This window comes from Xylophilus sp. Leaf220 (assembly GCF_001421705.1).
GTDB lineage: Bacteria > Pseudomonadota > Gammaproteobacteria > Burkholderiales > Burkholderiaceae_C > Xylophilus.
In genome coordinates this window covers 90463-103731 of sequence record NZ_LMKO01000001.1, presented here as the reverse complement: position 1 = coordinate 103731, position 13269 = coordinate 90463, and the positions used below count along the sequence as shown (strand labels likewise).

Here is a 13269-nt window from a genome sequence, read left to right as displayed (position 1 = left end):
TTCCCGTGAGACCCAGCCCCGCGTTCCCGCTCTCGCGTCGCGGCTTCGGTGTGGCCGCCGCGCTGGCGGCGGCGGGCGCCTGCGTGCCGGCCCTGCGGGCGCAGTCGCGCCGCGAGCGGGAGAAGGTGACGATCGCGGTGGGCGGCAAGGCACGCTTCGCCTACCTGCCGCTCACCATCGCCGAGCAGATGGGGTTCTTCCGCGCCGAGGGGCTGGAGGTGGAGATCCGCGATTTCGCGACCGGTTCGCAGGCGCTGCAGGCGGTGCTGAGCGGCATCGCCGACGTCTGCTCGGGCGCCTTCGAGCACACCGTCAGCCTGCAGAGCAAGGGCAAGAGCTTCCGCAGCATCGTGCTGCAGGGCCGCGCGCCCCAGATCGTGATGGGCGCATCGACCCGCACCCTGGCCGGCTACCGCGGCCTGCGCGATCTGCAGGGCCGGCGGATCGGCATCCCGGCGCCCGGCGGGGCCAGCCACATGATGGCCACGCTGGTGCTGGCCCGCGCGGGGCTGAAGCCCGGCGATGCGGAATTCGTCGCGCTCGGCACGCCGTCGGCGGCGGCATCGGCGCTGCGGGCGGGCCAGATCGACGCGGTGAGCGTCACCGATCCGGTGGCGACCACGCTGGAGCAGAAGGCCGACATCCGCGTGGTGTGCGACACCCGCACGCTCAAGGGCACGCTCGATCTCTTCGGCGGGCCGATGCCGGCCGGTTGCCTGCATGCGCCGGAGGATTTCGTGCAGAAGCGGAGCGCCACCGCGCAGGCCCTGGCCAGCGGCATGGTGCACGCACTCAAGTGGCTGCAGACCGCCGGGCCGGGCGACATCGTGAAGACGGTGCCCGAACCCTACCTGCTGGGCGACCGGGCGCTGTACCTCACCGTCTTCCACAAGATGCGGGAGGGCTACTCGCCCGACGGGTTGGTGCCCGAGGGCGGTCCCGAGACGGCCGTGCGGGCGATGGCGGGCTTCGATCCCGCGGTGCAGCTGGGCCGTATCGACCTGCCGCGGCTCTACACCAACGATTTCGCCCAGCGGGCCAAGGACCGGTTCCAGGCCTGACCCGGGCCGCTGTCCCTTGTTACAGGCAGCGCCGGGTGGCGGCTTATCGTCGGGCGCATCAAGACAGGTGCTGCGCACCGCAAAGGAATCGCATGGTTTTCGGATTCAGCATCGGCCCGGTCGTCTCCCTGATCGCCGGCATCCTCATCCTCATTGTGCCGCGTCTGTTGAACTACATCGTGGCGCTGTACCTGATCATCATGGGCATCCTGGGGCTGGTCGGCACCCGCTGACGGCTCGAAGGTCGTCCACCAAAAGCAAAGGGGCGCAGCAGCGCCCCTTTGCTTTTGGTGGTGCCGTGCGGCAGCCGCCTATTTCTTCGCAGAAGGTTTTGCCGCCGCGCGGGGTGCGGCTGCTTTCGGCGCCGCGACCTTGCGGGTCGCCGAGGCGGCCGGGGCGCTCGCGCGGGCCGCGGTGGTGCGGGTCGCGGCCGCACGCGCCGGCTGCCGGGCGTTGCCGCGCACCGCGGCCGGGGCCGGCGCGGCAGAGGCCGCTGCCGCCGCGGTGACCGGCGCCCGCACGTTCACCGGCAGGTACACCACCAGCTGCTGCCCGGTGCGCAGCACGGTGCTGGGCTGCACGTCGTTCCAGGTCGCGACGTCGGAGGTGGTCACCCGGTAGCGGCGGGCGACGGTCGCTACGGTGTCGCGCCTGCCGGCCTTGACCAGGGTGCGGCGGGTGACGATCTCGGGCGACAGCGCCAGGCGGCCGTTGTCGGCCACCTGCGCGTCGACGTCGTCCAGGTTCTTGGCCGACCGGGGCACCACCAGCGCCGAGCCTGCCTTGATGAGCATGCGCGGCGGAATGTTGTTCACCTGGCGCAGGTCCACCTCGCTCATGCCGACCAGCAGGGCGGCGGCCGACACGCTCATCGTGGTCGGGGCGGTCCAGGCGGTCCAGCTGGCGTACTGGCCGTCGGTGTAGGCCTCCAGGTTGCGGCGGAAGATGGCCGCGTTGTCCCAGGGCAGCAGGATCTGCGGCACGCCCGCCGCGAAGATCACCGGCTGGTGCATCGACGGGTTGAGTTCCTTGAAGTCCCGCAGCTGTACGTCGGCCAGTTTGGCGGCCAGGGCCACGTCGATGTCGCGGGTGATGGTGACCGACTGGAAGTAGGGGTGGTTCTCGATCAGCGGCAGTTCGGTGTTGAAGTCCTGCGGCCGGGCGACGATGTTCTTGACCGCCTGCAGCTTCGGCACGTAGTAGCGGGTCTCGTTGGGCATGTTGAGGTCGGTGTAGCCGGTGGGCAGGCCGAGCTTCTGGTTGCGCGCGATCGCGCGGCTGACGCTGCCTTCGCCCCAGTTGTAGGCCGCCAGGGCCAACTGCCAGTCGCCGAACATGTTGTAGAGGCGCTGGAGGTAGTCGAGCGCGGCGCGGGTCGAGGCCAGCACGTCGCGCCGGTCGTCGCGGAACGCGTTCTGCTTCAGCTGGTAGTCGCCGCCGGTGGCCGGCATGAACTGCCACATGCCCGCGGCCTTGGCGCTGGAGACGGCCTGCGGGTTGAACGCGCTTTCGATATACGGCAGCAGCGCCAGTTCGGTCGGCATGTTGCGCCGCTCCAGTTCGTCGACGATGTGGAACAGGTACTTGCTCGAGCGCTCGGTCATGCGCTGGATGTAGTCGGGGCGGGTGGCGTACCACTGCTCGCGGTCGCGCACCAGGTCGGTGTCGAGGTCAGGCATCGCGAAGCCGCGGCGGATGCGCTCCCAGAGGTCGGCCGGCGGCGAGGTGTAGGCCACGTCGTGCGAGCCGGCCGCGCCGGTGGCGAGCGGCTTGAGCGCGCCGCCGGGGATCATCGAGGGGTATTGCTTCTGGGGGCCTGCGCTGCCGGCGGTGGCGCCGGTGCCCGGTGCGGTGGAGGAGCCCGGAGGCGTGGCGCAGCCGGCGAGCAGGACGGCCAGGGACAGCCAGAAGGCGTTGAGAATCTTCATCGGAAATCGTTCTTCCATTGGCGCAGGGCGGCAAAGATGCCGACTTCGTCGTCGGCCAGGGGGTTCGCGTGGCGGCGCACGGCCGCCACGACCGGAGCCGTTCGGCTCCGCAGGAAAGGATTCACCTCGCGCTCCAGCCCGAGGGTGGAGGGCAGGGTGGGCAGGCCCTGGGCGCGCAGCCCCTTGCAGTGGTGGACATACGCCGCCAGCGCCTGGTTGCCGGGCTCCACCGCCTGCGCGAACGCGAGGTTGGAGAGCGTGTATTCGTGGCCGCAGCATACGCGTGTCTCGTCGGGCAGGGCCGCCAGTGCGTCGAGCGAGGCCAGCATCTGCGCCGGCGTGCCCTCGAAGATCCGGCCGCAGCCGCCGGAGAAGAGGGTGTCGCCGCTGAAGAGCAGGGGCGTGCCGCCCACGTCTTTGCAGAAGAATGCGATGTGCCCCGCGGTGTGGCCCGGCACGTCGATCACGCGGAACGCCAGACCCAGCGCACGGCCCACGTCGCCGTGGCGGAGCCGGTCGGCCGGATCGGGCACCACCGCGTGCGCCTCGGTCGCGGGGCCGATCACCCGGGCGCCGGTCGCCGCGCGCAGGGCGTCGACGCCGCCGGTGTGATCGTGGTGGTGGTGCGTGACTAGAATCGTCTCGAGCTGCAGCCCCTGGGCCTGCAGCTCGTCGAGCACCGGCTGGGCCTCGCCCGGGTCGACCACCACGGCCCGCTGCCCTTCGTGCAGCATCCAGATGTAGTTGTCAGTGAAGGCGGGCAGCGGTTGCAAGGTCATGAGCGACGAAATTATAGGTTTGCACCCCTGGTTCGGCTCCCCGGCCGGTCGATACCTCACCGCGTGGGAACAGGCGCGGGTCGACCAGGCGGTGGGCGACCTGTTCGGCTACCACGGCGTGCAGCTCGGCCTGCCCTGGTTCGACGGCCTGCGGGCCAACCGCATGCCGCACCGCTGGCTGATCGGAGGGCCCGACGATCTGGACCCGCCGGCAGCCGCTGCGCTCGCCGCATCCGACCTGCCGGTGCCGCCCCTTTTCCGGCCGGCGATCCATGCCGAGTTCGGTGCCTTGCCGTTCGCGTCGCGCAGCCTCGACCTGGTGCTGATGCCGCACACGCTGGAGCTGACCGCCGACCCGCACGCCGCCCTGCGCGAGGCCGAGCGCACCCTGGTACCCGAAGGCCGGGTGGTGATCAGCGGGCTGAATCCGGTCAGCTTCTGGGGGCTGAAACAGCGGCGCGCCCGGATGGCGCAGCGGCTGGGCCTGGGCCAGCGCTACCTGCCCGACGCGGTCGATTTCATCGGCTACTGGCGGCTGCGGGACTGGCTGCGGCTGCTGTCGTTCGAGGTGGAATCGGTGCAGTTCGGCTGCTGGCGTCCGGCCATGCGCAGCCAGCGCTGGCTGGACCGCACCGCCTGGATGGACCCGCTGGGCGACCGCTGGTGGCCGATCTTCGGCGCGGCGTATTTCGTGGTGGCGGTCAAGCGGGTGCCCGGCATGCGGCGGATGGAGAAGCCCCGCAAGGTGACAGCGGTGCGGGCGGTGGCGCCGGCCGCCTCAGTGGCCGGCCGCAGCTTGCCGGACAATCCGCCCTCCTGATTTTTCTGCAAAGCGTTTTCCCGTGAACCATATCGACATCTACACCGACGGCGCCTGCAAGGGCAACCCCGGCCCGGGCGGCTGGGGCGTATTGCTGAAGGCCGGCCCGACCGAAAAAGAGCTCTACGGGGGCGAGCGCAACACCACCAACAACCGGATGGAGATGACCGCGGTGATCGAAGCGCTGGGCGCCCTCAAGCGGCCGTGCGACGTGACGCTCTACATCGACAGCCAGTACGTGCTCAAGGGCATCACCGAATGGGTGGCGGGCTGGAAGGCCCGCGGCTGGCGCACCGCATCGAAGGAGCCGGTGAAGAACGTCGAACTCTGGCAGAAGATGGACGAGCTGGTGCGCACCGGCGGCCACAAGATCGAATGGCGCTGGGTGCGCGGCCACAACGGCGACCCGGGCAACGAGCGGGCCGACCAGTTGGCCAACCGTGGGGTGGAGGTGGCCCTGGGCCGGATGCCGGCGCAGGTGCGCTCCACGCCGGCAGCGGCAGACGCGGGCTAGTACGCCGCCCATGCCTGCGGGCCTTATGCTATTAGTTTGATAGCTGGATGCCGGCGCCGAATGCCGGCTACAGGCATTTTTTCCTTGAATTTTTATGCTGCCGGCCCATCCGCGGGCTAGAGCCTCTCCAGCGCCTGCAACTCCGCCGGCGTGTTCGCGTTCCGGAACGCCTGCGGATCGTCGCCGGGCAGGTCGAAGGGCACCAGCACGCCGGCATGGCGCGATGCCCACTGCCGCATTGCGCGCACGCCACCGGCCAGGGCGGTCTTGAGGTCGTCGCGCAGGGCCGCCCGTGCGAGGCAGAACACCGGCTCGGGCACGGGCCCGGCAGGCCCTGCGGAAGCCGCCAGCGCCACCGATGCGCCAGCCGCGCTGGCGGCAGCTGCCATCCGCTCTGCCAAGTCGGTCGGAAATCGGGGCGTGTCGCAGGGCACCGTCAGCAGCCAGGGGGTGGTGCAGTGCTCCAGTCCGGCCAGCAGTCCGGCCAGGGGCCCGGGGAAATCGGCCGATGCATCCGGCCACACCGGTACCTGCCACGCGGCATAGCGCTCTAAGTGACGGTTCGCGTTTACCGCTACGGCCGCCACCTGGGGCCGCAGCCGCTCCAGCGCATGTCGCGCCAACGGGGTGCCCTGGAAGGGTTGCAGGCCCTTGTCCACGCCGCCCATGCGGCTGCCCTGGCCGCCGGCCAGCACCAGACCGGTGATGTCGGCACGCACGGCCAGAGCAGGGGACACGGATGACGACACGGCAGCGCCGGCTCAGCCGCCGATGTAGCTCATCTCCACCCGGCGCGGCCCGGGCGCGGCATCGGGGCCGGCCGGTGGCAGGGCGGCCCGCAGCTCGGAATAGCGGTCGCTGCGGCCCTGCCAGGTGCCGGCGATGGCGGCGGCGATGTCGTCGTCGCTCGCGCCGCCCCGCAGCAGGGCACGCAGGTCGTGTCCCTGGCTGGCGAAGAGGCAGAGGTAGAGCTTGCCCTCGGTGGACAGGCGTGCCCGGTTGCAGTCGTGGCAGAAGGCCTGGGTGACGCTGGCGATCACGCCCACCTCGCCCAGCGACGGGTCGTGGCGGCCCTGTGCGTCTGCGTAGCCCCAGCGGCGGGCGGTCTCGCCGGGGGAGGTTTCGGCCAGCGGCACCAGCGGCAGCGCGGCGCTCAGGTGCTCGACCATCTCGGATGCCGGCATCACCTCGTCCATCCGCCAGCCGTTGGTGGCGCCGACGTCCATGTATTCGATAAAGCGCAGCACCACGCCGGTCCCGCGGAAGTGCCGGGCCATCGGCAGGATCTCCTGCGCGTTGGTGCCGCGCTTGACCACCATGTTGACCTTGACCGGGCCCAGGCCCGCCGTCAGCGCCGCGTCGATGCCGTGCAGCACGTCGGCCACCGGGAAATCCATGTCGTTCATCCGCCGGAAGACGGCATCGTCCAGCGCGTCGAGGCTGACGGTAACCCGCCGCAGGCCGGCGTCGCGCAGCGCCCGGGCCTTGCGGGCGAGCAGCGAACCGTTGGTGGTCAAGGTCATGTCGGGCGCGGTGCCGTCGACGGTGCGCAGTTCGGCGAGCTGCCCGACCAGCGTCTCCAGGTTCTTGCGCAGCAGCGGCTCTCCGCCGGTGAGTCGGATCTTGCGCACGCCCTGGGCCAGGAACAGGCGCGCCAGCCGTGTCGTCTCCTCGAAGCTCAGCAAGGCCGACTGGGGCAGGTAGGGGTGGTCCTTGCCGAAACTTTCCTTCGGCATGCAGTAGCTGCAGCGGAAGTTACAGCGGTCGGTGACGCTGATCCGGAGGTCGCGCAGCGGGCGCTGCAGCCGGTCCTGCAACAGCGCCGACGGCGTGCCGCGGGCGAGCGCCGGCGCCGCGCCGGCAAGGGAGCGGACGTCGATCAGCGGGATGGTGCGCGCGGTGCGGTCGGGCGCGACGGTGGAAGTCATCCGCCGATTGTGCAGGGCCTGCGGTGTTCCGCCTTGCGCCAGGGTCTAAATCCGCGCCCGTCCGGCGCCGGTCGGCGACCCCGTGCGATGCATGTCGAGACATGCGCTGGCGATACGGTCGCCGAAATCATGTTACAAGTCTGGAGTCCGTGGCAGCCGAGGCGATGCCGCCTGCTGCGGCCGCTGCGAAGGCCCGCGCCTTCCGCCGCACTGCGGCGCCGCCTTCGCCGGCGCCGCGTTCACTTATCTCAGGAGTTGATTCATGCCTTATACGCTTCCCGCTCTTCCTTATGCCTACGACGCGCTCGAGCCGCATGTCGATGCACAGACGATGGAGATCCACTACTCCAAACACCACCAGACCTACGTCACCAACCTGAACAACGCCGTCAAGGACACCGAGTACGACGGCAAGCCGGTGGAGGAACTGCTCAAGGGCCTTGACGGCCTGCCCGAGAACATCCGCACCGCCGTGCGCAACAACGGTGGCGGCCACTTCAACCACAGCCTGTTCTGGACGGTGATGGCCCCCAATGCCGGCGGCACGCCCGACGGCGAGCTGGGCAAGGCGATCGACGCGGACCTGGGCGGCTTCGACGCCTTCAAGGAAGCCTTCACCAAGGCCGCCATCAGCCGTTTCGGCAGCGGCTGGGCGTGGCTGTCGGTCGGCAAGGACGGCAAGCTGGTGGTCGAGAGCAGCGCCAACCAGGACAGCCCGGTGGTGCAGGGCGTCGGCTCGGGTGCCACCCCGATCCTCGGCCTGGACGTATGGGAGCACGCCTACTACCTGAAGTACCAGAACCGCCGCCCCGAGTACATCGCGGCGTTCTTCAACGCGGTCAACTGGCCCGAAGTGGCACGCCGCTTCGCCGCTGCCAAGGTCTGACGCGCGACTGCCGCCGTCTGCATGCCCGTACCTGATCGCCCATGTCGTCTTTCCGCTCCCAACTGACACTGCGCCGGTTGCCCCGTGCGCTGATCGTGGTGGCGGTGGTGCTGGGGCTGGGCGTGCAGTCGTGGCGCTTCATCACGTCGAACGACGTGATCCTCGACGCCTTCACCGGCGGCATGGTGGCGGCGCTGGCGACCGCGCTCGGCACCCTGCCGGTACTGTTCTCGCAACGCCTGTCGGACAGGACGCAGGACACGCTGTTCGGCTTCGGCGCCGGCGTGATGCTGGCGGCGTGTGCGTTCTCCCTGATCATTCCCGGCATCGCTGCGGCGCGGTCACAGGGCATGGGTCCCTGGGGTGCGGGCAGCCTCGTCGGCGTGTCCATCCTGCTGGGCGGCGCCATGCTGCTGGCGATGGAGCGGCTGGTGCCGCACGAACATTTCATCAAGGGGGTCGAGGGCCAGACGGCGCGCAAGCTGCGGCGGACCTGGCTCTTCGTCTTCGCGATCGCCCTGCACAACCTGCCCGAGGGCCTGGCCATCGGCGTGGGCTTCGCGGGCAACGACACCCTGCGCGCAGGCGCGCTCGCGACCGGCATCGCGATCCAGGACGTGCCCGAGGGCCTGGTGGTCGCCGTCGCCCTGCTGGCCGCGGGCTACAGCCGCAAGCTGTCGGTGGGCCTGGGCATGGCGTCGGGGCTGGTCGAACCGGTCGGCGCGGTGCTGGGCGCCGCGATCATCGAGTTTTCGAGCGGGATGCTCCCGTGGGGCCTGGGCTTCGCCGGCGGTGCGATGCTGTTCGTCATCAGCCACGAGATCATTCCGGAATCGCACCGCAAGGGGCACGAGGCCTGGGCGACCGGTGGTCTGATGGTCGGCTTCGTGCTCATGATGCTGCTCGATACCGCATTGGGATAGCGAGATTCGCCCCCAGGCTTTTCACTGCGTATAACGCCAACCCCCTTCCGGGGGCGACACTGGTGGACCGGCGGAGCCGGATCCACTGTGTCCTGAGGCAGCGGTTACTGCGTGCCGCTCATGAACCCCCACCTCCCTCACGCGGCGTGTTCAGCCGTGCTTGAAGGCCACGGTTTTCAGGGTGGTGAATCCGTACAGGGCTTCGAAGCCCTTTTCGCGGCCGTATCCCGACGACTTGACGCCGCCGAAGGGCAGTTCGACGCCGCCGCCGGCGCCGTAGTTGTTGACGAACACCTGTCCGCTGCGCAGCCGCTTGGCCATGCGGAACTGGCGGGCGCCGTCGCGGGTCCAGACGCCTGCGACCAGGCCAAAGGCTGTGCCGTTGGCGAGCTGCACCGCATGGTCCTCGTCGCGGAAGGACATGGCGGCCAGCACCGGGCCGAAGACCTCCTCCTGCGCCAGGCGGTGTTGGGGCGGCACGTCGCGCAGCAGGGTGGGGGCCTGGTAATAGCCGGTCTGGGGCGCCTCGTCCACCACCGTGCCTTGCGCCACCATGGCGATGCCGGCCACCTGGGCGTCCGACAGAAAATCCCACACCCGCTGCTGCTGGCTCTGCCGGATCAGCGGGCCCACGTCGAGATCCATCGCCGCCGGGCCGACGCGCAGCGCTTCGAAGGCCGCGCCCAGGCGCTCCAGCAGCGGCTCGTAGATCGATTGTTCCACCAGCAGGCGGGAGCCGGCCGAGCAGGTCTGGCCGGCGTTCTGCACGATCGCGTTGACCAGCGTCGGGATGGCCGCGTCCAGGTCGGCGTCAGCGAAGACGATCTGGGGGCTCTTGCCGCCCAGCTCCAGCGTCACCGGGCAGTGCCGCTCGGCGGCGGCCTGCTGGATCAGGGTACCGACCGACGGGCTGCCGGTGAAGCTGATGTGGTCGATGCCCGGATGGCGGGCCAGCGCGTCGCCGACCTCGTGCCCGTAGCCGGTGACAATGTTGATCGCGCCGGCGGGGAAACCCACCTCGGCGGCCAGCTGGGCGACGCGGAGCAGCGACATGCAGGCGTCTTCCGACGGCTTGACCACGCAGACGTTGCCGGCGGCCAGTGCACCGCCCACGCTGCGGCCGAAGATCTGCATCGGGTAGTTCCACGGCACCACATGGCCGGTCACGCCGTGCGGTTCGCGCCAGGTGAAGACGCTGTAGCCTTCCTGGTAGGGCAGTGTCTCGCCGTGCAGCTTGTCGCAGGCGCCTGCGTAGAACTCGAAGTAGCGGGCCAGGGCCTGGGTATCGGCACGGGCCTGCCGGGTCGGCTTGCCGCAGTCGCGCTGCTCCAGGGCGGTCAGCTCGTCGGCGTGCGCGGCCACCGCCTCGGCCAGCGCCATCAGCAGCCGCCCCCGGTCCATCGCCGAGACCTTGCTCCATACCGCGTCGTAGCACTGGCGCGCCGCCTGCACCGCGCTGTCGATGTCCTGCGCGTCGCCGCGCTGGATCTCGTCGTAGGGCTGCCCGTCGGAGGGGTCGATCACCGGCAGCGTGCGGCCGGACGACGAGGGCAGGGAGGCGTTGGCGATGAAGTGGTACTGCATGCCGTCCATTGTGCCGGGGGCGGGCGGCGCGGTGCGGGCCGGTCAGTAGAATCCCGCGCTGTCATGGCCGTACCGGACCGGTGCCGGCGGCCGCCTTTCTCCGTTTCCCCCCAACCGCTGCTGCACCATGTCCTTCGACAAAGTTTCCCCAGGCAAGAATCCGCCCGACGTCTTCAACGTGGTCATCGAGATCTCGATGAACGCCGACCCGGTGAAGTACGAGGTGGACAAGGATTCGGGCGCGATCTTCGTCGACCGTTTCCTCACGACCGCGATGCACTACCCGACCAACTACGGCTACGTGCCGCAGACCCTGTCGGGCGACGGCGACCCGGTCGACGTGCTGGTGATGACGCCCTTCCCGCTGCCGCCCGGCGTGGTGGTGCCGTGCCGCGCCATCGGCATCCTGAAGATGGAAGACGAAGCCGGCATCGACGGCAAGGTGCTGGCCGTGCCCACCACCAAGATCCTGCCGATCTACGAGAACATCCAGAAGCCCGAGGACCTGCACCCGATCCTGCTCAAGCAGATCAGCCATTTCTTCGAGCACTATAAGGACCTGGAAGCCGGCAAGTGGGTCAAGGTGCTGGGCTGGGAAGGCATCGACGCGGCGAAGCAGGAGATCACCGAAGGCATCGCCAACTACAAGGCGCCGAAGGCCTGAGCGTCTTCTTTGCCGCCGGCTCGCGGGCCGGTTGGCATCGTGCTTGCTTGACAACGCCCGCCCCGCGCGGGCGTTGTCGTTTTCGCCAGGTGCTTGTGGCAGCACTGCAACCCCGGGCCTAACTTTCCCCGTGTGATGGGGGTTTACACCCGGGTCGCAGTTAGGATTATCTTTTTGTAACGGAACACGGGCCGATGAAAATTTCCGACTGGAAGATTAGAACCAAGCTGGCGGTAGCCTTCGGGCTGCTGGTCGTTCTGGTAGTGGCGCTCGGGGCGATCGCGCTGTCGGCACTCAACAATGTTCATGGACATGTGCGGGAGATCGGCGGGAACCTGCTGCCCAGCGTTCAGGTATTGGGCGACATGCGGGTCGATGCCAACCGGATCCGTCTTGCCGAGGGCGTGCTGGTCATGTCGCGCACACCCGCTCAGGCGAAGGCCTTCACCGCCGAGGTCGGCGAACAGCGCAAGTCCCTGGCCAAATCGGAGGCCGCCTATGCCCCGCTGGTGTCGTCCGGGGAGGAGGCCGAGGGCTACCGCAACTACCAGGTACGGCGCGATGCGTACCTGAAGTCGCTCGAGGAGGTTACGCGCCTGGCCAACGGCGAGGACGAGACGAGCACGGCCGAGGCAAGCCGACTGTATTCGGGACCTTCGCGCGAACTGTTCGCAGCTTTCGTGGCGGCCATCGGCCAGCTGTCACAGGTCAACAAGCACGCAGCCGATGCCGCAGTCGCAGCCTCCACCGATTCCTACACGAGCGCACGGTGGGGCGTGGTGGCATCGGTGGTCGCGGCGGTCGTCGCCGGGATTTTGTTGGCCATGTGGATGACGCGCCTGATCACCGGCCCGCTGCGCAACGCGCTGTTCGTGTCGCAGCAGATCGCGGCCGGCAACCTGGGCATCGAGGTGGACGACAGCAGCAAGGACGAGGTCGGATTGCTCCTGACCGGCCTGGCCACGATGCGCGACAGCCTGGCCCGGGTGGTGGGCGGCGTGCGTGCCAACGCCGAGGGCGTGGCCACTGCCAGCGCGCAGATCTCGCAGGGCAACAACGACCTGTCGGCCCGCACCGAGCAGCAGGCCTCGTCCCTGGAGGAGACGGCCGCCTCGATGGAGGAGCTGGGCTCCACCGTGCGCCAGAACGCCGACAACGCACGCCAGGCCAACCAGCTCGCGATCAGCGCCTCCGCGGTTGCGGTGCAGGGTGGCGAGGCCGTCAGCGAAGTGGTGGAGACGATGAAGGGCATCAACGACAGCTCCCGCCGCATCGCCGACATCATCGGCACGATCGACGGCATCGCGTTCCAGACCAATATCCTGGCCCTCAACGCGGCGGTGGAAGCCGCCCGGGCCGGGGAGCAGGGCCGCGGATTCGCGGTGGTCGCGTCCGAGGTGCGCAGCCTGGCGCAGCGCAGCGCCGATGCCGCCAAGGAGATCAAGGCGCTGATCACCGCCAGCGTGCAGCGGGTGGAGCAGGGCACCGCCCAGGTCGACCGCGCCGGCGCCACCATGACCGAGGTGGTCGGCTCGATCCGCCGGGTGACCGACATCATGGGCGAAATCAGCGCCGCCAGTGCCGAACAGAGCGCCGGCGTGGGCCAGGTGAGCGAGGCCGTCACGCAGATGGACCAGGCCACGCAGCAGAACGCCGCACTGGTCGAGGAAAGCGCGGCTGCTGCCGCCAGCCTGCGCGCGCAAGCCGAGCAACTGGTGGCCGCCGTCGCCGTGTTCCAGCTGACCCGCACCCGGCCGCCCGGTAGCGGCAGCCAGGCCCCGGTCGCTGCGGCAAGGGCGCCGGCACCGGTTCCGATGCCCGTGCCCGTGCCCGTTCAGGTCGCCTCGCCCTCCCTGTCGATCGCGCGGCCTGCGCCCAGCGCGAAAGCGCCGGCCGCTACGAGCCGCCCTGCACCGCGCCCGCCGGGCGCCGATGCGGTGGTACCGGCCACCGCGAAGCTCGCCGGTCCGTCGGCCCGCAAGCCGGCCAGCACCCCATCCGCACCTGCGCCCGCACCCGCGGCGACCCCGGCGAGCCGGGCAATGGCGGCAGGCTCGGAAGACGACTGGGAAACGTTCTGAGCGTGCGCAGGCGCAGCCGGTTCGACGGCTGCAGCCCGCGTTGAAGGGCGAGCCGGCGCAATCGATCGACCGGCTGGAGAACGGCCGGCGATCGCGCCGCC

The 13269-nt window shown here is 69.8% G+C and carries 13 protein-coding genes; 8 read left to right on the top strand and 5 right to left on the bottom strand.

Annotation, left to right across the window (positions count from 1 at the left end; all coding sequences use genetic code 11):
• Positions 1–5 precede the first annotated feature (5 nt).
• Positions 6–1061: an ABC transporter substrate-binding protein gene (locus ASE76_RS00430; RefSeq protein WP_201781813.1), complete on the top strand. Its 1056-nt coding sequence runs from the start codon at positions 6–8 to the stop codon at positions 1059–1061.
• 92 nt (positions 1062–1153) lie between these two features.
• The gene (locus tag ASE76_RS19745; protein WP_082447815.1) at positions 1154–1294 is read left to right on the top strand and encodes a DUF3096 domain-containing protein; all 141 of its coding nucleotides are present in this window, start codon (positions 1154–1156) and stop codon (positions 1292–1294) included.
• Positions 1295–1372: 78 nt separating this feature from the next.
• On the opposite strand, the gene ASE76_RS00425 is transcribed toward ASE76_RS19745, so the two are convergent.
• Together ASE76_RS00425 and gloB are read right to left on the bottom strand one after the other, a co-directional pair.
• Positions 1373–2989 (bottom strand): transglycosylase SLT domain-containing protein, encoded by a 1617-nt coding sequence (locus ASE76_RS00425; protein ID WP_055833089.1) that lies wholly within the window; start codon positions 2987–2989, stop codon positions 1373–1375.
• Entirely contained in the window at positions 2986–3768 is a 783-nt protein-coding gene (gene gloB, locus ASE76_RS00420) for a hydroxyacylglutathione hydrolase (protein ID WP_055833086.1), read from the bottom strand. The genes ASE76_RS00425 and gloB overlap by 4 nt, the downstream gene beginning before the upstream one ends.
• 19 nt (positions 3769–3787) lie before the next feature.
• On the opposite strand from gloB, the gene ASE76_RS00415 reads away from it, so the two are divergent.
• Together ASE76_RS00415 and rnhA are read left to right on the top strand one after the other, a co-directional pair.
• The gene (locus ASE76_RS00415; RefSeq protein WP_156362517.1) at positions 3788–4588 is read left to right on the top strand and encodes a class I SAM-dependent methyltransferase; all 801 of its coding nucleotides are present in this window, start codon (positions 3788–3790) and stop codon (positions 4586–4588) included.
• Positions 4589–4610: 22 nt separating this feature from the next.
• Positions 4611–5102, top strand: a complete 492-nt coding sequence (gene rnhA / locus ASE76_RS00410; RefSeq protein WP_055833072.1) for a ribonuclease HI — start codon at positions 4611–4613, stop codon at positions 5100–5102.
• A 116-nt stretch (positions 5103–5218) separates the two neighbouring features.
• Here the strand turns inward: rnhA and mobA are convergent, their stop codons facing one another.
• Both mobA and moaA read right to left on the bottom strand, forming a co-directional pair.
• Positions 5219–5770, bottom strand: a complete 552-nt coding sequence (gene mobA, locus ASE76_RS00405) for a molybdenum cofactor guanylyltransferase MobA (RefSeq protein ID WP_055835395.1) — start codon at positions 5768–5770, stop codon at positions 5219–5221.
• Positions 5771–5863: 93 nt separating this feature from the next.
• Positions 5864–7030 (bottom strand): GTP 3',8-cyclase MoaA, encoded by a 1167-nt coding sequence (moaA, locus tag ASE76_RS00400; protein WP_055833069.1) that lies wholly within the window; start codon positions 7028–7030, stop codon positions 5864–5866.
• Between the two features lie 262 nt (positions 7031–7292).
• Here moaA and ASE76_RS00395 point away from each other — a divergent pair, with 262 nt between their 5' ends.
• Together ASE76_RS00395 and ASE76_RS00390 are read left to right on the top strand one after the other, a co-directional pair.
• On the top strand, positions 7293–7916 hold the full coding sequence (locus tag ASE76_RS00395; protein WP_055833065.1) for a superoxide dismutase: 624 nt from the start codon (positions 7293–7295) through the stop codon (positions 7914–7916).
• Positions 7917–7957: 41 nt separating this feature from the next.
• On the top strand, positions 7958–8839 hold the full coding sequence (locus ASE76_RS00390; protein WP_055833062.1) for a ZIP family metal transporter: 882 nt from the start codon (positions 7958–7960) through the stop codon (positions 8837–8839).
• Between the two features lie 150 nt (positions 8840–8989).
• Here ASE76_RS00390 and ASE76_RS00385 read toward each other — a convergent pair whose 3' ends face one another.
• On the bottom strand, positions 8990–10423 hold the full coding sequence (locus tag ASE76_RS00385; RefSeq protein WP_055835392.1) for an aldehyde dehydrogenase family protein: 1434 nt from the start codon (positions 10421–10423) through the stop codon (positions 8990–8992).
• Positions 10424–10550: 127 nt separating this feature from the next.
• Between ASE76_RS00385 and ppa the strand changes: the two genes are divergently transcribed.
• Both ppa and ASE76_RS00375 read left to right on the top strand, forming a co-directional pair.
• On the top strand, positions 10551–11087 hold the full coding sequence (ppa, locus tag ASE76_RS00380) for an inorganic diphosphatase (protein WP_055833059.1): 537 nt from the start codon (positions 10551–10553) through the stop codon (positions 11085–11087).
• Between the two features lie 194 nt (positions 11088–11281).
• Complete coding sequence (locus tag ASE76_RS00375; protein ID WP_055833055.1) at positions 11282–13168, top strand: methyl-accepting chemotaxis protein; 1887 nt, start codon at positions 11282–11284, stop codon at positions 13166–13168.
• Positions 13169–13269 lie beyond the last annotated feature (101 nt).

Excerpts from the sequence above, each read along its gene's own strand:
- ASE76_RS19745 (WP_082447815.1), top strand. The coding sequence starts at position 1,154 with ATGGTTTTCGGATTCAGCATCGGCCCGGTCGTCTCCCTGATCGCCGGC.
- ASE76_RS00425 (WP_055833089.1), bottom strand. The coding sequence starts at position 2,989 with ATGAAGATTCTCAACGCCTTCTGGCTGTCCCTGGCCGTCCTGCTCGCC.
- gloB (WP_055833086.1), bottom strand. The coding sequence starts at position 3,768 with ATGACCTTGCAACCGCTGCCCGCCTTCACTGACAACTACATCTGGATG.
- mobA (WP_055835395.1), bottom strand. The coding sequence starts at position 5,770 with ATGGGCGGCGTGGACAAGGGCCTGCAACCCTTCCAGGGCACCCCGTTG.
- moaA (WP_055833069.1), bottom strand. The coding sequence starts at position 7,030 with ATGACTTCCACCGTCGCGCCCGACCGCACCGCGCGCACCATCCCGCTG.
- ASE76_RS00395 (WP_055833065.1), top strand. The coding sequence starts at position 7,293 with ATGCCTTATACGCTTCCCGCTCTTCCTTATGCCTACGACGCGCTCGAG.
- ASE76_RS00390 (WP_055833062.1), top strand. The coding sequence starts at position 7,958 with ATGTCGTCTTTCCGCTCCCAACTGACACTGCGCCGGTTGCCCCGTGCG.
- ASE76_RS00385 (WP_055835392.1), bottom strand. The coding sequence starts at position 10,423 with ATGCAGTACCACTTCATCGCCAACGCCTCCCTGCCCTCGTCGTCCGGC.
- ppa (WP_055833059.1), top strand. The coding sequence starts at position 10,551 with ATGTCCTTCGACAAAGTTTCCCCAGGCAAGAATCCGCCCGACGTCTTC.
- ASE76_RS00375 (WP_055833055.1), top strand. The coding sequence starts at position 11,282 with ATGAAAATTTCCGACTGGAAGATTAGAACCAAGCTGGCGGTAGCCTTC.